This is a genomic window from Flavobacteriales bacterium, assembly GCA_020435415.1.
Lineage (GTDB): Bacteria > Bacteroidota > Bacteroidia > JACJYZ01 > JACJYZ01 > JACJYZ01.
Map to the genome: position 1 here is coordinate 1 of JAGQZQ010000061.1, position 20,775 is coordinate 20,775.

Sequence of the window (20,775 nt, forward strand, 5' to 3'; positions counted from 1 at the left end):
ACACATGAAAAAACGCGTGCCCCTCCCTCCCCGGGTCCAGGATCGGTTTGATTTCGAGTCCACGCTGGCGCAGCTGTTTTTTGATCAATTCTTTCATCGACTGAAAAGCTTCGTGACCTTATCGATCACGATATCCATATCCTTTTCCGAGAGTCCGAGTCCGCTGGGAATATAAAATCCTGCTTCGGCGATGTGTTCGGCCACAGGATAAGATTCATTCTTAAAAAGGCCCTGATTCAGAAATACAGGTTGCTGGTGCATGGGGTAGAAGAAAGGCCGGCTTCCGATGCCTTCTTCACCTAGTTTCGCCATCCACTTGATTGCATTGCCTTCATACGAATCACCAGGTATCATGGCAAAGACCCAATAAATATTTTTAGCATAGGAGGTCTCCACAAGGGGAAGTTGCATATCCGGCAGAGAGGAAAAGGCGGCGTGATAGGTCGCCCCCATGGCTCTTTTTTTATCTATAAACCGATCTATCTGCTCCAGCTGTGCCAGTCCCAGGGCGGCCTGCAGGTTGGTCATGCGGTAATTCCACCCCAATTCTTCATGAACAAAACGACGTTCCTTCATAAAGCAGAGGTTTCTCAAAGATCTACATCGTTCAGCGATCTCCGGATCATCGGCCACCACCATGCCTCCTTCTCCGGTGGTGATATGTTTATTGGGATAGAAACTGAAGATACTCACGTCACCGAAGCTTCCACACTTCCTGCCTTTGTATTCCTGTCCATGCATCTCGGCGGCATCTTCGATCACCAGCAGGTTATGACGTTTGGCGATGTCCAGCACAGGATCCATATCCACGGGAAGGCCATAGATATGCACCACCAGGATGGCTTTTGTTTTCGGGGTAATCTTCTCCTCGATCCGGTTGACGTCCATATTCCATGTGACCGGGTCGCTGTCTACAAGGACGGGAATTCCTCCCTCGCGGACAATGGATGCCGCAGGAGAAATGATGGTAAAAGCGGGCATGATCACCTCGTCACCGGGACCTATTCCTACTGCTTTTACGGCAACATCGAGCGCTGCCGATCCGTTGGCCACCGCAATGCCTTGTTGTCTTCCGACATAAGAAGCAAATGCGTCTTCAAACTTTTTGATGAAAGGTCCTTCACTCGATATCCATTCCGTATCGATGCATTCGGCAAGGTATTTTTTTTCATTGCCGGTCAGACTGGGGGTGTTGACTGGAATCACGTATGGTTGATCTTTACTTCATCTTTTGATACCGGCACGAAACGGACCTTATCCATTTCGCCGCTGTAGGGACCTTGTTTTACCTCGATCATTTCTGCATCCTCGATCATCTCGAATCCATGACCGCCATCTGCCAGAAGGATCACATCCCCCTTTTCGATGACCCGGCTTTCAAGGTATTGCTTTTCATTGTCATAGAAATCCACCCTCACCCTTCCTTTTCGAACAATGAGAACTTCCTGCGTAAGATGCACTTCACGGGGAACCGTGTTATGCACATGGGGTTCGATCACGTATCCTTTGGGCCGGTTCATGTAAGCCAGCTGCTGTGAGAAGTCGTCAGGCGTAAAGAACTCTATGCCCTCCGCTGAATAGCTGGCAGAGATAATGATGGCCAGCAACCTATCTTTGTGAATGATTTTTTCTATCATGGTTTTTCCTGATTAAACGTGCTCCCAGCCCAGATCCTTCACCTTGGCAAAACGGGTCTTTCTTCCTTCCTCCACCTTGGGATGGGTAAAACATGTGTTAATATCCACCTCGGGAAGGTGCTCCGAAACAATATCATTTCTTACAAAGAACGCATTATATTGAAGACGGTTGGCACCTACCAGCCGGTATCCTTTTTCTTTGGCAAGTTTGACAAACGCAGGCAAGGATGCGCCGTAAAAATCCTCGTGCAAATCCATCCGGTTGAAATCGGGTTTATATGGCACGGTTACGGCCAGATCCGGACCAAGGATGTCCTGGTATTCCACCACCATCACCCGCGGTGAAACGGCATCAAGGGCCTTCCACAACCAATAGTCGATCCCGTCAATATCAAGGGAGAAAAGATCTATTTCTCCCTGAAATCCTGCTTCGAGGATCAGGTTATTCACATTTTCGGTTGTGATCCAGGCCTGCTTCATCACAGGTGGAAAAATATTGGTTCTGCGGTTGCCATGAAAATACTGGCAGGCCGTAGCCATGTCACCGCCTTCTACGAGAAAACCATGCCAACCGTGATAAACGATCAGATTGGCGGTATTGGAACCGATGGGAGAAGCAAAGGCGATGTCCACGCACTTTTTATTGGTTGTGCCTATCTGCGAAAAGATATACAGCAGTTTACCATCTTCATCATCCTGGGAAAACACCTGAAAACCGCTGGCATTAAAGCCGGGGCCGGGGTTTGTGGCATATTGCCAGGCAAGCTGATGTTGCCAGGAAGCATCGGGTAATTCGGCAAGTTGCTGCTCCTTAATGGCCTGTTTGACGGCACTTCCTACCAAAGACTTTATTCTTTCCTTCATTTCTGATTCGCGGTTAGTGCGGGCAATTCATAGTCCCAGTAATCTTCCTTCAGCACCCATTCCAGCAGAGCATCGTGTTCACGCAATGCCTTCTGGTGATAAGCAAAGCCATCTTCATAGGCCTTTTGAAAAGCTTTTTTCAGTCCTTTGACATTCGTCGGGAAACGCATATCATCTGCATCGCCCAGCACACGTTTGAGTGCACGTTTGACGGTAGAACCCAATCTACCGGTTTTATCCCTGGCGGCATTCAACCGACCATCCCTGCGCACCTGGGTATAGGAATCACATACCCCCTGATAGAAATATCGCTGGCAAAAGTAGTCTGAGGTAAGTCTTTCCTGCGGGATCTGGTGTTCAACCCTGGCTTTCCAGGCGTACAAGGCTTTGTAGCCTTTGGCAGTGGCCTTATGCGTGAGACCTGTCTCACCGTCCCCCTGAAAATACTGAAGAGATTTAGGGATACAGTCGGGATGAAAGCCACCCAATTCATAAAGGGTTTTTCGGCGTATGGAGAAGTTAAGTCCCCATACAAATCCGGGGTCGATCTCTTTGTCTTCTTCCCCGAAATCGATCAGGCTCAGTTCACCACAATAGGTTCCGTATTCGTTGTGATTCCAGAACCAATCCAGCCACTCCGGCGGCGTCTGTTCATATTTTGGAATACTCGGACCGCCGACCATGTGCACCTCTTTGTTTTCAAAAGCTTCCAGGATGGCCTCAAGCCAACCGGGGACCGCGATAATGTCATCATCCGCGAAGGTGACAATCTCACCTTTGGCCTCCTGTGCACCTTTGTGTCTCCCCGATAACATACCCGGAACGCCTTCATAAAAGTACCTGAAGTTAACCTTGGGGTATTGGGTGCCTGCCTGTTCCACAATGGCACGGGTGTTATCGGTAGACCCGTTATCCACGACGATCACTTCAAAATATTCAGGCGACAGGGACTGTTGCGCAATGCTTATCAGTGCCTCTGACAACCACGGTGCCCGGTTATAGGTGGGGATAACGACTGAAATACGAGATTGCATAATACTATGTTCGTGCACGGTCACGAGTATGGGTCAATCATACAAGCACTTACAAAGATAATCGTCTATTTCGATTTTCAGTCCGTCAGTTTCAGACTTCCGGGCGATGCTTCCGGCTACCACCGAAGTACCTGAACACAACCCAATGGCGAAGCAGAAAAGGGAGCTTACCGGGATCGTGCTTCAGACAGTGGTTGATGGCACTTTTCAGGCACAGGATGTTGGAATCGACCAGACTGGTTTTGTTGGCCTCATGCATATGAAACGACCCCAGAACACCATCCAGCTTCCTGATCCTGAATCTTTGATAGGCATTCAACAAAAACCAGAAGTCCATCGTGTGGTGTTTGGCCTTCGGGAATGGTCCTATCTGCTGTTGCACCTGTCGTTTATAAAAATACGAGACGGGGTTATACGGAAATCTTTTCCTGTAAAAGAGCAACAGTTCCAAATACACCACGGTGGGTTGTATACGTACTTGTTTATCCGGTCTTACCAGCAGCAAATCACCAACGAACATGTCCGCATCGGGATCTTTCTTCCACGCTTCACGGATAAGTTGAAATGCTCCTGGTTCAAAGGTGTCATCCGCATTTAAGTAAACAATGACATCTCCGGCAGAGAGACCGAAAGCCTTGTTCATGGCGTCAGACTGACCATCATCCGGTTCGGATATCCATGTCAGGTGTGAGTGTTTTTTCAGGATGGATACCGTCTCATCATCTGATCCACCGTCTACGACGATGTGCTCAAAATCCGGGTCTTTCTGCGCCAGCACGCTTTGTATGGCTTGCTCCAGGAATGCACCGGACCGGTAACAGGGCGTGAGCACGCTAATCTTCATGAGACCATCTTTTCCTGAACGACATGAGTTCGTCTTCACTATAAAAATGCCTGGCATATTTTGACCCGTACAGCATGTCCAGTTTCTCCTCAGGAGCCTTATAATTTTGCTTCATCTCGGCATACAGACTACTCCCCTTCTTATTCTCCGACTCATTGGATGTAGTCAAATTCCCAACACCTTCGCCAAACCAGTTACTTAATGCTTCATGATAGCAATCATTAAGTGATTCGAGCTTAATACAAAGTATATCAAAAGGTCCGTGCTTATAGAATGCAAAACCACGTTCCGTAGGAAACGGCTGACTGTATATGTCAAATCCCGTATATGCCCTGAACTCCGTATCAAACCAGGTGAGGGTATATTCATGATTCTTTTTGTGAAAGTCTCTGATAAGTTCGTCCCTGTCCACGGATTCAATATCCTGATCCGGGTGGGTGTATTCCCAGTTCTCAAACACATCAGACAAGTCACGGATCAGAGGTTCCCTTACCAGCGTGATCACTTTTATTCTTTCAGTGGGGTGATTGGCCAGATGGCGATGCACCCTTTCCCCCTCTTTGATATTGATATGAAAACCCTCGGCCATCGCAGGGAGCCTTTCTTTCAGCCAATGGTCAGACAGGAAATGGGAATGAAACACATATGCATCGGGAATGGTGGACCTTAACGTATTGTACAAGCTGGTTGAACCAACCTTTCCCATTGAATACACCAGAACGGTTTGCCTGTTTGATGTGAGGCCCAGGATTTTTTTCAGCCGGTTTTTCAGTCCACCCATATCATTTCGTCATTCCCGAGACTTCAAAAGATTCCTTCTCTGCATTCCAGCTCACGCGTGGAAACTTTCCGTAAAGTTCCCTTCCGGTCTCATCTCGTTTAGCCTTTGCTCCGGGAAGAAGATCAGGCCACATTTGTTTCTTCCATTGCATGATCTTTCCGATGCGGGATTCGGTTTCCGCATCTTTCGGGCACACCGCAATGATCTTTCGGCTTTCTTCAAGGTATTGATCGAATTGGTTGCGTGACAACTGTGCGGCCCCATGGTACCGGAATCCACCGATCAGACTGTTTGTGACAAACAGATCGGCATGGGAAAAGAATCGCATCCAAAGCTCGAAGTCACCGGCCAGTTGATATTCTGTGGAAACATATGCACCGGCTTGTTCCCATAATTTTCTGGACCAGTATGAAGACTCCTGTTGAATAAAGGGGGCCTTATCCTGATCTTCAAAGTCACCGCAGTAATAAGCATATTTGGAAACGGTCCTGAACCTTTCTGCATAATAGGTCCGACCATGAATATCAAACCAGGTGTTAAACCCCTGCACCCAATCCACCTGAGGCAATGAAAAGATTTCAGCCAGAGCAGCGAGTGCTCCGGGATGAAGCATATCATCGCTGTTGAGATAGCCCATGATATCTCCCGTGGCATGACCAAAACCTTTGTTCACCGCATCATACAGACCTTTATCCGGATTGCTTTCCCAATACGATAGCTGATCTTCATACCTTCTTATGATATCGAGAGAACCATCGGTACTACCACCATCCATCACGATGTATTCCAGGTTGGGGTATTCCTGCTGAAGCACAGACCGAATGGTTTGCTCCAGGTATTTCGCGCCGTTCAAATTGGGCGTAACAATTGATATCCTGGGGGAATGGCTCAAGTATAGGAGTTGTTGGAAAACACCGGATGGTCTTGTCTGAGGTAAACAGCATCAGCCTGCCAGAAGGCGTTATCCTTTTCACGACGTAACACATCCACGATATCAAAGAGGCGAAAACCACGATCGTGCATGGCTTGCGTCACCTCATGAAACAATTTCGCTGTGGGGGAAACATAAAAACCATAAACCTCGATAATCACACCGCAACATCCTGTTAAAGTCTCTTTGGCTCCCTCCAGTATGGGAAGTTCAAAGCCATGCGTATCCAGTTTAAGCAATACGTCCTTTCGCTTATCCGGAGCGATGATCTCATCCACCGGCAGCACCTTTACTTCTCTTTCCTCACTCCCTCCGGTTTCATAAATGCCGCTTCCATCAAGGTCAGGAGTCACATGCAGTTTAACAGTTCCTGCTTCCGCACCAGCCACAGCCTGCACCAGATGGATGCGTGGGTTTTCGCGCAACCTTGCAGGCACCTTATTGATTTGTTCGTCGAGAGGTTCCACTAAATAATAGTCGCTCTCAGGCCAGAACCTCAAAGCCCCCATCGTCCAGCTACCCATTGCTGCACCGATATCCACGACCACCCTGGGCATGACACCCAGTGCTTTCATCCGTGCCAGCGCCTGATCCATGGTAGAGGGATCAGGCCTTTGAACCTGTGTGCCTCCATTATCCGAAAGCAACCATTTTTTTAAAACCTGTTTCATACCCATGGTTAATTAGAATGTATATCCCATTTCGGTGATCTCTCTCCCGATCGATTCCCTGACCACCTCCTGATCCTCCGGCGTAAACATCTCTTTATATCTTCCGGCGACTGCCTTATTAAAGTGCAGTCCCGTTTTCGTCCCCTGGTCATTCTTCCTGTCGTACTTCTGCACAATGCTTTCAAGGAGATCACTATTCGCCTTAAGCCCCAGGTAATCGGAAATGGACTGCAGTGTACTTCCTGGTTCGTCCAGCAATGTCTCGTATCTGATGGACAAACAGTTCTTTTCCTTCTGAAACGAGCGCCAGATATCGATCCAGGTTTTAACTTCGGGAATAGATGCCGAAACATCTGTGAAGGAGGCAAAAGTATGATTCTCACCCGCTGCACGGATCTTCTCTCCATGATCGATGGCTGATAAAATAACATCCCGGGGATCGCGGTAGCTATAGACTACTTTCACCATCCCGAGGGCTGCCATCCAACGTGAAGCCAGACTCGGGGGACTGTGTGTTTTCACGACAAACGCCCCATACTTACGGCTGGCTTTCCAAAGTTTAAAAAGGTTTCCGAAACCAAGGTCATCCACATTGTTGTTATACCATTGCAGAATGTTACCCAGTTCAGTCTTTTCTTTGATATTCCTTGCATCTGCACCTCCCGATCCAGCCAGGAGATCATTAAGCGCATTATACAAATAACCGCTTCCCGATTTCGGCATACCGGCACTTATAACAAACATATGGCTGGTTGGGTTATTTCGGAGCCAGGATGCGTTCCATGACCATCGAGGTTAATGATGCTATTCATTTTTTCGGGCGCGTCTTTATTTTGAGTGGGCTTTTACATCATGACCTGAAAGCATGTTGTGGCAAACTTCCCAGTTCTGATCATAATCTGCACAATCCTTTAAAGCCTTTAATCTCCCCCGGTAATAGAGGAACCAAATATAGTCTGTATTATTCAAAAACGAGAATGGAAGATAGAACCTCCACCTCCCGTTCTTTCCGATGAATTTTTTGCATTGACGGATGGCGTTTGCCCGGTTGGCTTTCTCATCGCGGTAATAATCGAGTGCAATGGACGCCCTTCCGAATCCATCAAACATTTTTTTGAGATAGGACCAGGTGAGGCGGTCACCGCTGATGAAATGCTTAAAGGTGAGTTGAGGATCGTACCATATCCGGAAACCGAGTCGTTTGGCAGCGAAGCAAAGTTCCGCATCCTCCCCTGCCGTCACCTTCTTTCCTTTCCTGCCCGTATTCAGATTTTTGAATCCGATCTCATCCAGCTTGTCCAGCACGGCTTTCCGGAACACGCAAGCAGCACCCCATACATAGCCCCTTGATTCCGTGATATCACCTGCCTCCCCACCTTGTTTTCCTACAGCGAACTGAGCCTGAAAATGGGGGAACCAAACCGGAAGCTCCATGTCACTCACTGCCTCACTCTGGCCTCCGAGGATGCCCACCTCCTGGTGTTGTTGCATGATATCGAAACATCGTTGCACGTAGCCTTCATCCAGCCAGTTATCATCATCACAGTAAAGCAACAAATCGTATGATGCACTCAGAAAACCGCGACGTTTGGCATTGGACAATCCCGGTGTGGGTTCATCCACAACCCGGAAGTTTCCTTTCCTACCTGCATTTTCCCATTCCGTGCGGGCCACATCCGCCGTATTATCGGAAGAATTATTATTGATCACAATGGTTTCCCATGACATCTCTTCACGAACTTGCTGACGGAAAATATGATCCAGCGTATCCGGAAGTTTTCGCGCGCTGTTATAGCAACAGATGATCACAGAAATGCCGTTTGCCATTGTCAGGTGCTTTGTTTGCCTTGCCATGCCCTGGCCCATGAGAAGCGTAATTTGTTCCATGCCAGGGGACGTGCGTAACGGGATTTTATTTGCTTAAATTCGGACTGGGCGTAATCAAACAACGCCTGGTCAAATTTATAAAAAGGCAAGATTCCAGCCAGCTTATCGGTATCCAGATCTTTTCGCTTCATGAGCGGTATCCCATCAACATTACGCTCTGCGGATATATTTCTGGACGCTGTTACAAAAGGAAATCCTTTCAGCTTCAGAATGGTCTTCAGAAGAAGAAAGGTATCTTCAAATTCCTCCGTGAGTCCCGCCAGCACAAAATGTTCCCGGATATTCCCGATGGCCATTTGGAGCATTTCATCGGTGCAATGACCATAGGGAACCTGATCCCATCCGATGCCGGAAACGAAACGCACCATGCCATTATCGGCTGTTCTGGATAAGCCCGATTTTACGAACTCGTAAAAGTCGAGTTTCTTGTCAAGTATTTCATTCCTGAATGTAATCTCCGGGGCGATACGACAGTAATTATAAAGGGACACAAGACGATCCAGGGGATCACGCAGTATTGTAAAATATTTGGGGTGACCGGCTAAGTGCCGGTGCACACCGAAGAACTGGTGCCCTTTGACCAACTGGAACCGATTCCGTTCTTCCGCCGGTAAGTTCAGAAATTCAGTCATGGAAGCTTCATACCGGGTTCCATCGATATGAAAGACCTTATCTTCAGGAAAGAAATTCATAAGCACACGGTTGGCTGTAGAGCCACCGCTCTTATGCAGGTGAATGTATATGAGGGGGTCGCGGTTCAAAATTGATATTGAAAAATTTCTACGTCATGGCGGTAGAATTCCGTTACAATTTGCCTGGTTTCTTCATCAAAAGCATCCCTGTAAGATGTTTTCGAAGTACTTGCATTTGTTTTGGCAAGCACCGGTGCTGGCCGGCCTATTTGTTGGGTTATCCGGTTAAAGTCTTCCTGCAGGTTCTCCACCCTGCCAATGAATTTCACGAGGTTTTCCCCGTTCGCATCGTGTGTCCAGGTAACCTGTGGCTGCCATTGAACGTGAGGCGGATTATGTTTCAGTTTACCTTCCAGCAGAAACCGGGCACAATCCCTGAGGGACGCTTTTTTCAGCAGATCATAGTCCATATGCTTCCCGTACTTCGCCTTCTCCGGATTAATGGCGGAATGATAGTAAGATTCATCCATACGGGCATAATGATACAATGACAGGAACCGTTCCCAGGGATTCCTGACAAAGCCAAAGGAAAACATTTCCTTATACTGCTTATCACCGATCATCTTTTTGTATTCTTCAGCCGTATAGTGCCGGCTTACCTCCATCCCCAGTGCACGGTAAACCGAAGTTCCGGCATTCTTTGGGATGTGGATGAAAATAAAATTCTCACCGATATTATCGCAACCGTAGTTATTCATAAGCTCTCAATCAAAACCGGCCCACAACGCTTTTACCATACGATCCTTTTTCTTTCCGGCGTACATCGACCTGAATACGATCCGGCTGTAAGCATCATTGTCAAGGTGATGATCAGACTTGTTTTTATTCATCAACGCTTTATTAACCAGTTGTCCTGACCCCAGCAATTCACTGTCCAGATCAAGAAAACGCAGATTCAATGCCTCACACATTTCCTTGAGTCTCTTGTTGTAATTCAGGGTCAGATCTGTTCTTTCCAGCTGTGTAGCCTTGACTTCCTTTCTGAGGTTGGCCACGTTTCCCCATGTTTGGTTGTCCCCAATCGTCGGAAGGGGAGCGGACATGATGGTAATGTTATGAAACCCTTCATCTACAAGCTCTTTAATGAACCTGGAATAACATGTGAGAGAATACTCGAACTGATCCGTCACCGTCAGGCTTTTAACCTGGGCCCTGTACCAGATGATAAACCCGGTATCCACTTCACCCAACAGAAAAAGGAGCTCAGAAGATTTCGGTAGCCGGATCAGGCTTTTTCTGTAGGTTCCGAGTGCATCTGTTTTGGAATTGGGATTTACCATGCCCATCGCCGTTGCACCTTCCACTACTACGGTTTTGAATTTGCGCATTCCCAACTTCTTATTCAGATGATCAAACACTTTACCATGGCTATCACTAAATACATAAATCTTAGTTGACCAGGTCAGGCGTAAAAACCATGAATAAAGAATTCTGCTCATTTACTTGATATTCTCGGGCAAGGATCAACGTACAACGTGGACAAATTTATAGAAATCCTCCACATTCCAGGGGTTGACCTACGGATGATCATCGAGACTTCCCAGGGTCATCAGATGCAACAGGCGTTCCCCTACCAATCGCACATCGCTTTTCTGTTGTTCCGACCCCTGGCCATAGAGCATTTCCCTCCAGTTTACATGGATAGATTCGTCCAGCATGTATTGGATATATTTTTCTACCGGGAGCGCTTTCGGCAAGGGAGTGTCCTCACCGAAACAATGACGTACAAAGTCCGGAAATTGCTCATAGCCCCTGAACGGAACGATATCGATAAATTCCGGCAGACCGAAGCAGTGTGCGGGTTTACCCAGGATGGTTCCCTCCAGCAATGCGGTACCACTCAAACCGCTGACCCCCGCACATGCAGCCAGAATCTCTTTTGATGAGGCAAGCGGGTCGATCAGGTACACATTGGGAATCTCCGTTAAACGTCTGTAATAACTGGAGGGCCGGTCACCGATCATCAACGGATTTTCCTTAACCACAATACAGGTTCCCGCCGGCAACTCTTTTGAAATATACCGGATCAGGTCATCCTCATAATATTCATTGCTGAGTGTGAGCGCCGAACTTTCCGGAAGGGTGTGCAATGGAAAATAAAGAAACGGTTTATCGGGAAGTCCCCGGCGAAAGACCCGTTCACGACTGCGTCCGAAATGTATCTGATTCACTGCATTCCTCAGGGCATGGCGGTAAAGCAGTTTGGGTATCCCCGTCATATAATTTTCTCCGTGCGGATTGAACCGGATCTGCTTGTTGCGGTATATAACGCCCCATCTCCTCCTGAGCTCCTTCAACACCGGCCCGGCCTTATATTTCTCTGCCTTGGCCATAATCTCTGTCAACGAGCCATCGTATGTCGAGAAAGAATTGTTGTGAATGAAATGATCGATAAATTCTTTGGCCGACTCACCAGGAACCTTCTTCTCCAGCGCTTGTCTGAATGCAGGTGATGACCCCAGGCCGAATATCTCACTGAAGTACACACCGGATCGGACCCGGCTGATGACCAGGGTAAGCATACGGGTCTTCCTGGCAATTGACATCTGGTGGAAGACATTCTTAACAAAATAATTCCGTTCCAACGTGAAGATCAGGTCCGGTTTGATATCATCCCATTGGGCTTCACACCAGCGGATCATCAATTCCATCCAGAAATACAATTGTTCATTGGAAGCGGTCCTGTAACGCGGATACCGGAAATTATGTCCGAACATTTCATGGGTAAGCCGGAGCTGTTCGATGCCCTTGGAATGACATTCGCGTTTCTCGAAATCGCGCAGGTAGTTCCAGTCTACTTTATAATCCGTTGTATTATGTAACTGCTGGTAAGGCTGCTTCAGATTTCTGTAAGAAATCCCTTCCCTTTCATACCTGGCCATTAATTGTTCGCCACGTTGGCGGGTAACTGCATACAGATCACAATGTACCATCACGGGATCGTGTCCTTCCTCTTTCAGCATTTTTGCCAGTTCAAGCAAAGGAAAACCTTCCACTTCAAAGGCCAGCAACATGATCTTCATGGGCTAACTTTTGTATGGTGTGCGAGAATCATTAATGAGCAGGCCTGCTTTTTTATCAGATCATTTCAAGTGACAACGGTGTACCCGCTTTCACATCCTGCTTCAAGGCTTTGCCCACTACAAGATCATAAAATCTGGGAGACAGGCCAATGCCCGGTCTTAACACACGGATATCCTTTTCATTGATCATCTCACCCTTTTTCAGGTCATTCACCAAAAAAATCGACCGCTTGAAGATCATACTCTTCTCTTCCCCGCTGGTGATATCATAATTAACCCTTCCGAGAGAGGCATATGCCCGTTGACATTCATCCACCAGTGACTTCAGTTCGGCAGGTTCCAGGGAGAAGGCACTGTCGATGCCACCATCCGCCCGGGACAATGTCACGTGCTTCTCAACGACCACTGCACCCAGAGCAACAGAGGCGACAGGCACACCGATCCCTTTGGTATGGTCGGATAGACCGACATGACAACCGAACAAAGACCTCATATGGGGAATGGTACGTATGTGACATTCACTCGGATCCGCAGGGTAGGTGCTGGTACATTTCAGCAAAACGAGGTCTTTGCAACCATGGGTTCTCAGTTCCGCGACGGCCTGGTGCAGGTCGCCAAGATCTGCCGTGCCCGTGGACATAATCACGGGTTTGCCGGTAGATGCAACCTTACGGAGCAACGGCACATCGGTATTTTCAAATGAAGCGATCTTATAAACTTCCGTATTCAAACCTTCCAGGAAATCAACGGAAGTGTGGTCGAACGGTGTGCTAAAAACCACGAGTCCCAGTTCCCTCCCCCTCTTGAAGATTTTCTCATGCCATTCCCACGGGGTGCTGCCTTCTTTATAAAGATCATACAGTTCCCTTCCATTCCAGAGTGAATTCTCGTCCTGTATTTTCAGCGCCCCCTTCAGGGTCATGGTGTCCGGCGTATAGGTTTGAAGCTTGATGGCATCCGCACCGGTTTTTGCTACTTCTTCTACGATCCGGATGGCATTTTCCAGCGACTGGTTATGGTTTGCGGACATCTCGGCGATAACGAACGGAGGTTTCTCCGAGCCTATGACGTGATCCGCTATGATAATATCTTTCATGATTGGTATCGTGATTTCAGCCTCTAAAATATCAAGAAATAGTCAATTAACTCATCCACCTATCAGATACTACCTGTTGAATTGCACGCAACCTAGGATGCTGTTGATTTACTTTTTTGGTAAAGGTCATTAAAAACCTGTGCTATGCGTGGCCTGCTGTCCGTCATATGTTGCTGTTGTGATGCAAGATGTTTTTGTATCACATTCGGATCCAGAAATGAGGTAGTGTTTAAAAGCAGTCCCGGCCATTGGGAATAGTCCATCAATGTAAGCATCACCGCCATATCCAACTGACTGAGCATGGAAGCAATATTGTATTGATTTTCCGTATAGGCGACCACCAGCAAACCCAACCCGGCGCAACATGCTTCCATAGCAACACTGCTTGCGGCCACCACACCTGTCTGACAATGCTTCATCACATCAAGCATGCCTTGTGCATCAAGGTTCCTGTAGAGATGAACACGACCTGATTCAACAGTGAAAGAACTCAACTTCTCCAGTCCCTGGTAGTCGGGACCCGTAACCACATGCAATGCGGACTCCGGCACCATCTTACGCAGTGTCTTCACCGTAGGCATGGTGAGATCAAGGGGGTCCGCTCCTCCAAAGCACACAAATATATCCGTCACCTCATGGACTGTTTTGCGTTTGTTGCTCGCTGCTTCGCGAAATGACTTCCTTCCCATGAAGTATTCAGGGCCGGTACAACAGATGGTATAAGACGGCAGGTCATACCTTGGATTGAGGCAGCCATGATTAATCACCACATCTGAAACAAACCGGCCTTCGCCAAAGTCATCAACGGATACAACAAAAACGCCGGTGTCTTTGAGCACCTGCTGATAACTAACATCAAACTCGTATCCATCAAGAACAATAATACTTCCGCGTTCTAAGCAATGATTGATCAGATTCTCAGCTTCTGATCGCATATCCTGAAAAGATGCAAGAATCCGCACCTCATCCATCCCACCGGAGAACAGTTCTGCATATTGCTTCTGATTGTCCGGGATGATCACGCATGACCTAAAATCCTGAGGCAGCATACCGGCCAGAGAAATGCAGCGATATGCATGACCCAGTCCGATCTGGCTTCCCAGGGCAGGCTTGAAGAAAACTTTTTTACTCATCTTTTGGCATTCGGGTAAGTACCACAAAATACCATGGAAGTAAGATGCCGGGATGGCTGATCTGAATGCGCCTGCCATCTGCGGTGAGCTCCGTATATGTTGCGGAAACTCCGTATGGCGGCTTGGGCAAATCGATATTAATCTCGAATGGTTCGGCGGTGCATTCAAATGAATGCTGTTTCGCAAGTGCTTTCACCGTTTCTAAAGAATCGATCTGATAACAATGGGTTTCTCCGGTTCTCACATCCTTTCGTGAAAGATCATTTTCAAAGGGACCTTCGTTGTAAAGGTCCAGACTAAGAAAGGTTTGTTTTACCAGGGGAAGGTACCTGGCGATGCACGTAGTGGCCCGTATCGGCGTAGTAGCCAATTGCAGCGCAAGCACAATATCAAAGGATTTTCCGGCAAGCCAGTCTACTGCGTCATCGATCCCATAAATACCGAATTCGCTATCCGAATTGCGATCGCGGGCAAGGGAAATGGCGTCGCTGTCAATATCAAAGCCGGTGAAGTGCCAGGTTGGAAATTTCTTTTTAAGATGGTGGATATTGGCTCCTCCACCGCAACCGATATCCAACACGCTCAATCCATCTTTCTTGCCATGCATGCCTTCCAGCAGTTGCAAAAGTTTTGCAGTACTGGCATATTCCATATCATATTGCCTGCGATGATAATCTATAATGGATGTAAAAGTCGTACCGGTTTGGGTAGTCATGACAGGTTAGTGTTTCAGGATTTCTAGAATGGCCCAGTTCATCAATATACCGCCGGAAATCTGTATACGGCCATCGGGTGTGCTAACAGTATAGGTTCCCAGTCCTTTTCCACTTGACTTAAAATCGATGCTTGGAACAAAACGGTGAAACTGATGGTCGCAAGACTGACCTTCAAGCCAGGCGGCCACCGATGTACGGCTATAGGTATTGTACCGGACGGTTTGACTTTGCTTCCCTGACAAATGGGTATGATCAATCGCATTGGTATACAGATCCACATCGTGGTCCAGGTTAAACAGCGACGACATCCATACACTACCTTTCGGTCTGGTGATCCGCATGAGTTCTTTAATTGCGTTCTCAGGATGTTCAAGCCAGGATAATGTTTGCCAGCAAAACACGACATCGAATGAATTGTCAGGAAATGGCAAATGATAGATATCCCCTTCATGAAAAGAGAACCGCTCCCCGGGATTGATCTTTCGCGCCAGCTCAAGGGCATCGCTGTTATAATCAAGGAGAGAAAATGTGGCTTCAGGGTATTGCTTCGACAGGTGATGTGTAAGCGTACCCGCACCGCAGGCAATGTCCGCGATTTGCATAGCTCCCTTCATCCCTTTGCCGGCAAGCAGCATTTCCAGCGCTTTTTGCTGTTCCGTTTTTTCCAGCGACTTCAGGTAATACTTTTCTGTATTCTCTTTGTCACCCTGAAGAAATTTGACGTATTCATCCATAGGCTTTTACTTGCCAACATATGTTTGGTTGATCTCCTGCCAGTCATTCCGTGCCTCAAGAAAGCGAATAATTTTTTCATACCTGAACGGGCTTGACTCCTCCACTGGCATTTCCGTAACGATATACCTGATCATCGATGCATCCTCTTCATAATCCAGCGTCCACCGGTATTTTTCGAAAAGCTGTTCTGCACATTCAAAATTATAAACCTTTTTTCCTTCTTCCCAGAAGTAAGGGATAACATGTTCCTTCTGTCTGTCCGTAGTTGCATGTTCAAATGCATCCTTCAGTCCGGAAAACTTCATCACATCCACATCCAATCCATCAGGAAAGGTCAGGGGGTGCCGGTTCGTCACCAGGTCATACCGATCCTGATGAGCATGAAAGAATGTGATCATCTCATCTGCAAGGTACGGGTCTATGAGTGGACAATCAGATGTGATGCGGACCACCACATCAAGGTCATGCTGTTTTGCCGCCAAAAAATACCGTTCAAGCACATTGTGCTCACTACCTCTGAAGACAGTCACCCCAGCCTCTTCACATGCCTGCACGATTTGATCATCCTGCGAGCTCGTGGTAGTAGCAATGATCACCTGATCGATTCTCTTGCTGTACGAAATCTGTTTCAGAAGAATTTGCAGGAAAGTTTGAGGGCCGGCTTTCATCAACACCTTACCCGGCAGGCGGGTCGATCCCATGCGTGCTTGTATGACCGCTCCCGTTTTCATTGTTATCCTATGCAACAACTTGCCTTGGGTGCATCTGCATGAAGCAGGCCACACCGTCCCTGTTTACATTTATTATAGGTTCTGAAAACGGGTTTCACGGCATCACCGGCAAACGCTGTTTCCACGGCATTGTCTTCCAGACAACGATACACACGCTTTGCTGCGTGGCGGAATGCATTCAGCGTAATATCCAGTTCCTGCTGTCCGTGTGCGTATGTGATACTGATCCATGGAATCAGCACGCCCCAGCTGATCATTTCTTCATGAAACAGGGTGTGCAGTTCCGGCCAATACTGTCCGTTTTCACGGGTTGATATGATCTGTGGGTTGCAATCAAACCCAATGATGCGGATAAATTTTTCCACTTTTTCTTCCAGGGCAATTTTCCTGAGACCACTGACCAGTTGCGCACCGAAACCCCATGTATGTTCGCTTACCTTGAGACGGTCACATGCTTCGAGGGTGGCCCTTGCCGCAACCAGGCCTGGGGATTCGGCACCATGCGTTTGGGAAAGCAGGAATGTTCTTTTGCGATCATGTCTGAGACCACCCAACTCCATAAGGTCTTTTTTACCTGCCAGCAATGAAAACGAGAAACCGTTGCTGATGCATTTACCGAATGTAGCCAGATCCGGCATAACACCGTATTTATGATGAGCTCCTCTGAGGTCGAACCGCAGCCCGCTGATCATCTCATCAAAGATCAACACCATACCTTCTTTTGTACAGGTATCCCTGAGAACCTGCAGGTAATTATCCCTGGGTTCGTCGTTCTTCACAGGTTCCAGAATCACGGCCGCGATCTGGTTCGGATATTCTGAGATCAGGTTTTCCAGGGAGGCCGGATCATTATAGGAAAAGCCCAGAGTGTACTTGCGTACTTCATCCAACACACCGTTATCGCAGGGTGTTGTTCCGATAAACCAGTCATGAATGCTGAAGAACGGATGATCCTTACAGATGGCCACATACTTTTTTCCGGTATATGCTCTTGCCAGTTTGATCGCCGCCGTTGTCACATCGGAGCCATTCTTTCCGTATTTCACCATTTCCGCAACCGGAAAGAGGTCGGTCAGATACTCCGCCAGTTCAAATTCCAGCATACCCGGACGCGTATAATTGGTTCCCAGGTCCAATGCTTCCTTCACCTTGGCGTTAACATGATCATCCGCATGCCCAAGGATGATGACGCGATTCCCCATGGCCCAGTCTACAAACTTATTTCCATCCACGTCCCAGCAATAGGCTCCTTTCGCATGAGCGATCAATTGGGGAGAGTTCCATGGGAACTGGTCTTCCCCTTTGGAATAAGTATGACCTGCGCCGGGTACAATGGCGTGAAAGCGATCGAGTACTTTCCGACCCTGCTCAAAATTTTGGATGGGACCTGTGGTATTCATTTGCTAGTGAGATAACATGGCTTTACAACAAAGAAAATCAAACGCTGTGGCAACGTGTATACTTCTGCTTTCGGGCATGGAAAATGCAGTCAGCGGTTTCCCGAAATAGTTTCCATGCTTGATAAGCGCCTCTGTCCTTGCCAGCTTTATAGCTCCATTGGGGCGATATACGGTTGGCAGGTATATCCTTTCCTTCATGAATTCGTTGCCGAAATACATTTCATAGGCTCCATCTGTTTCCTTCAGGGCCCAGTGAAAATAATGCGGGTCAATCTCGGTGGTGCTTACCAGAAAATCAGCGCCGGACCGGATGAACTGGTCATATGCCCCGGTGATATCTTCTGCGTTTCTTAAGGGAGAAGAAGGTTGCAGGTTGAAGAGGATTTCCAGATCGTGTCCCTGCTCCTGCAGATGGGTATGTAAATGCAGACACGGTGTGGTGGACGACACATCGTCCTCTGCCATCTCCGGTGCGATCCTGAATACCCGGGCACCATACTTCTCTGCCACTTCCGCTATTTCATCATCTTCAGTGCACACATACACATGCGGTGTGAGTGCAGACATAAGTGCTGCCTCAATAGTATACGCCAGCATGGGCTTACCATTCAGGTCCTTTACATTTTTCCGCAACAGCCTTTTTGACCCGCCTCTGGCGGGAATGGCTATGAGTATTTTTTCATTGCTTGGCATATCACGTCCAATTTACCGGTGATAACAAGGATGGCTCCTCCACCCTGATCTGATGAACAGCATCCATCACCTCGTCAGGTAACCGAATGCTTGCAGCGGCCAGGTTATGCTTTAATTGATCCACGTTGTCCACACCAATCAACACGCCTTGAATTTCATCATTGGTCATGACATATCCCAATGCAAGTTCCTCCATTGTCAAATTTGCCTCCGAAGCGATGGCCCTCAATCTGAGCAGGGCTTGCCTCATAGGCAGAAGTTTCGCCGGCAGCTTGTCGGCATCCATAAAGAACAGTCCCTGTAAAAAAACACTTCTGGCATGCAACTGCTTTTTCGCCTTCTGGCATTTGGTCAACAAATCGCGCTTGCTTTTTCGGTTATCAAGAAGGTTAAAGGGAATCTGGATCACATCCACATGAGAATGGTTTATCGCTTGTTCAAACTGATAATCATCATAAACAGAAACGCCCAGGTATGTCATTTTTCCTTCTTCCTTCAAAGTGGAAAACATGGACATCAGATCATCGGATTGCGCCAACTCTTCAAACCTGTGAAAATGATAGGTATGATAGTGATCAACGCTCATGCGTTCGAGGCCTTCCAGAAAACCTGTCCTTACCTGACTAGCGTCGCTTCCGTTGCGAACAAATTTAGAGATGATGCTGAACGGCTCCCTGCCTGGTGCGTGATACCTGCCTATAACTTCTTCCGCGGATCCGTAACTGTGTGCAGTATCCAGCAATCTGACCCCGTTCCGAAAAGCGTGTTCCAGGATGTCAAAAACTTCACCTTCTCCGGGCTTGCCATGTGTGTTGTTGATACCATAGTCAAGACCGAACTGAACGGTTCCGAGTATACATTCACTCATATGATCCGGGTTCTGGAGAAACCATGATCAAACTATAACGGTCCGATATGTGTCTCCACAAGTTCTCTGATCTGATCTGCACTCAACCATTCGGTATTGCTATCAGAACTATACCGGAATCCGAAAGGCACCGGTTTTCCGTCGTAGTGTTTCGCATACCGTTCCACCACCGTTTCGATGCTCAGGAATGGATCATTCGGTACAATAATGTAGTACTTGTTGTTTTCGATCGTGTAGAGAGAGTCCATTTCGGAAACCATTTCTTCATGGATCTTCTCACCAGGTCTAACGCCAATAAATTTCACCTCGCAATCAGGACCGATGGCCTTGGCGACTTCGGTGATCTTGTATGATGGGATTTTCGGGACCAGTATCTCCCCGCCAAAAGCATTTCCCAGCGCATACATCACCAGTGCAACGCCTTCCTCAAGAAGAATATTGAACCGGGTCATTCCCTCATGGGTGATGGGCAAAACACCATCTTCACGTTTCTTCATAAAGAAAGGGATCACCGAACCTCTGGAACCCATCACATTGCCATAGCGCACCACAGTGAATCGCGTATCCTTGGCTCCGGCGATAAACCGGGCTGCCACAAACAATTTATCAGAGCACAATTTGGTGGCACCGTAAAGATTGATCGGTGATGCTGCCTTATCCGTGGAAAGGGCCACTACCCTTTTGACGGATTTCTTAACGGCCGCATTGATCACATTCTCCGCACCCATTACATTGGTCTTAATGCACTCCATTGGGTTGTACTCCGCTGTTGGGACTTGCTTCAGTGCGGCCGCATGAACCACATAGTCCACACCTTCAAAAGCCGCTTCCAAACGGGAAGCATCGCGAACATCTCCGATGTAATACCTGATAACAGGATATTTATCGTTCGGAAATTCCTGAGCCATTTCAAATTGCTTCAACTCATCCCGTGAATAAACGATGAGACGCTTGATATCAGGGTAATTCTTAAATACCGTTCTTACGAATTCTTTTCCGAATGACCCCGTACCACCGGTAACCAGAATAGATTTGTTAT

General features: G+C 47.6%; 23 protein-coding genes. All 23 read right to left on the bottom strand.

The features are described 5' to 3' along the window. Nucleotides 1-93: 93 nt before the first annotated feature. Nucleotides 94-1,206 (bottom strand): DegT/DnrJ/EryC1/StrS family aminotransferase, encoded by a 1,113-nt coding sequence (locus tag KDD36_10295; protein ID MCB0397035.1) that lies wholly within the window; start codon nt 1,204-1,206, stop codon nt 94-96. Then, nucleotides 1,203-1,637: a hypothetical protein gene (locus KDD36_10300; protein ID MCB0397036.1), complete on the bottom strand. Its 435-nt coding sequence runs from the start codon at nt 1,635-1,637 to the stop codon at nt 1,203-1,205. Before KDD36_10300 ends, KDD36_10295 begins: the two co-directional genes overlap by 4 nt. A gap of 12 nt (nt 1,638-1,649) precedes the next feature. Next, nucleotides 1,650-2,501, bottom strand: coding sequence for a hypothetical protein (locus KDD36_10305; GenBank protein MCB0397037.1), 852 nt, complete (start codon nt 2,499-2,501; stop codon nt 1,650-1,652). Further along, nucleotides 2,498-3,535, bottom strand: a complete 1,038-nt coding sequence (locus KDD36_10310) for a glycosyltransferase family 2 protein (protein ID MCB0397038.1) — start codon at nt 3,533-3,535, stop codon at nt 2,498-2,500. Before KDD36_10310 ends, KDD36_10305 begins: the two co-directional genes overlap by 4 nt. A 91-nt stretch (nt 3,536-3,626) precedes the next feature. Next, the gene (locus tag KDD36_10315; GenBank protein MCB0397039.1) at nt 3,627-4,379 is read right to left on the bottom strand and encodes a glycosyltransferase; all 753 of its coding nucleotides are present in this window, start codon (nt 4,377-4,379) and stop codon (nt 3,627-3,629) included. Further along, entirely contained in the window at nt 4,369-5,160 is a 792-nt protein-coding gene (locus KDD36_10320) for a hypothetical protein (protein MCB0397040.1), read from the bottom strand. The genes KDD36_10315 and KDD36_10320 overlap by 11 nt, the downstream gene beginning before the upstream one ends. Before the next feature lies 1 nt (nt 5,161). Further along, on the bottom strand, nt 5,162-6,013 hold the full coding sequence (locus KDD36_10325) for a glycosyltransferase (GenBank protein MCB0397041.1): 852 nt from the start codon (nt 6,011-6,013) through the stop codon (nt 5,162-5,164). A 35-nt stretch (nt 6,014-6,048) separates the two neighbouring features. Next, entirely contained in the window at nt 6,049-6,762 is a 714-nt protein-coding gene (locus KDD36_10330; protein MCB0397042.1) for an FkbM family methyltransferase, read from the bottom strand. Nucleotides 6,763-6,774: 12 nt separating this feature from the next. Beyond that, complete coding sequence (locus KDD36_10335) at nt 6,775-7,506, bottom strand: sulfotransferase domain-containing protein (protein MCB0397043.1); 732 nt, start codon at nt 7,504-7,506, stop codon at nt 6,775-6,777. Between the two features lie 84 nt (nt 7,507-7,590). Beyond that, on the bottom strand, nt 7,591-8,589 hold the full coding sequence (locus tag KDD36_10340) for a glycosyltransferase family 2 protein (GenBank protein ID MCB0397044.1): 999 nt from the start codon (nt 8,587-8,589) through the stop codon (nt 7,591-7,593). 2 nt (nt 8,590-8,591) lie between these two features. Next, a complete protein-coding gene (locus tag KDD36_10345; protein ID MCB0397045.1) occupies nt 8,592-9,410 on the bottom strand; it encodes a sulfotransferase family 2 domain-containing protein in 819 nt (272 codons plus the stop codon). Further along, entirely contained in the window at nt 9,407-10,039 is a 633-nt protein-coding gene (locus tag KDD36_10350; GenBank protein MCB0397046.1) for a sulfotransferase family 2 domain-containing protein, read from the bottom strand. The genes KDD36_10345 and KDD36_10350 overlap by 4 nt, the downstream gene beginning before the upstream one ends. A 6-nt stretch (nt 10,040-10,045) precedes the next feature. After that, the gene (locus KDD36_10355) at nt 10,046-10,780 is read right to left on the bottom strand and encodes a hypothetical protein (protein ID MCB0397047.1); all 735 of its coding nucleotides are present in this window, start codon (nt 10,778-10,780) and stop codon (nt 10,046-10,048) included. A 78-nt stretch (nt 10,781-10,858) separates the two neighbouring features. Next, nucleotides 10,859-12,364, bottom strand: a complete 1,506-nt coding sequence (locus tag KDD36_10360; GenBank protein ID MCB0397048.1) for a hypothetical protein — start codon at nt 12,362-12,364, stop codon at nt 10,859-10,861. 55 nt (nt 12,365-12,419) lie between these two features. Then, the gene (gene pseI, locus KDD36_10365) at nt 12,420-13,460 is read right to left on the bottom strand and encodes a pseudaminic acid synthase (protein MCB0397049.1); all 1,041 of its coding nucleotides are present in this window, start codon (nt 13,458-13,460) and stop codon (nt 12,420-12,422) included. Between the two features lie 92 nt (nt 13,461-13,552). Next, nucleotides 13,553-14,593: a UDP-2,4-diacetamido-2,4,6-trideoxy-beta-L-altropyranose hydrolase gene (gene pseG / locus KDD36_10370; protein MCB0397050.1), complete on the bottom strand. Its 1,041-nt coding sequence runs from the start codon at nt 14,591-14,593 to the stop codon at nt 13,553-13,555. Beyond that, on the bottom strand, nt 14,586-15,308 hold the full coding sequence (locus KDD36_10375; protein ID MCB0397051.1) for a class I SAM-dependent methyltransferase: 723 nt from the start codon (nt 15,306-15,308) through the stop codon (nt 14,586-14,588). Before KDD36_10375 ends, pseG begins: the two co-directional genes overlap by 8 nt. A 6-nt stretch (nt 15,309-15,314) precedes the next feature. Next, on the bottom strand, nt 15,315-16,043 hold the full coding sequence (locus KDD36_10380; protein MCB0397052.1) for a methyltransferase domain-containing protein: 729 nt from the start codon (nt 16,041-16,043) through the stop codon (nt 15,315-15,317). Nucleotides 16,044-16,049: 6 nt separating this feature from the next. Continuing rightward, nucleotides 16,050-16,745: a glycosyltransferase family protein gene (locus KDD36_10385; GenBank protein ID MCB0397053.1), complete on the bottom strand. Its 696-nt coding sequence runs from the start codon at nt 16,743-16,745 to the stop codon at nt 16,050-16,052. A gap of 32 nt (nt 16,746-16,777) precedes the next feature. Further along, on the bottom strand, nt 16,778-18,175 hold the full coding sequence (locus KDD36_10390) for a glutamate-1-semialdehyde 2,1-aminomutase (GenBank protein MCB0397054.1): 1,398 nt from the start codon (nt 18,173-18,175) through the stop codon (nt 16,778-16,780). A 3-nt stretch (nt 18,176-18,178) separates the two neighbouring features. Then, nucleotides 18,179-18,868 carry an acylneuraminate cytidylyltransferase family protein gene (locus KDD36_10395; protein MCB0397055.1) on the bottom strand — a complete coding sequence of 230 codons (690 nt, stop codon included), beginning with the start codon at nt 18,866-18,868 and terminating at the stop codon, nt 18,179-18,181. 1 nt (nt 18,869) lies between these two features. Continuing rightward, nucleotides 18,870-19,736: an aldo/keto reductase gene (locus tag KDD36_10400; protein MCB0397056.1), complete on the bottom strand. Its 867-nt coding sequence runs from the start codon at nt 19,734-19,736 to the stop codon at nt 18,870-18,872. Nucleotides 19,737-19,768: 32 nt separating this feature from the next. Then, on the bottom strand, nt 19,769-20,775 hold a 1,007-nt coding region (gene pseB, locus KDD36_10405; protein MCB0397057.1), incomplete at its 5' end, for a UDP-N-acetylglucosamine 4,6-dehydratase (inverting).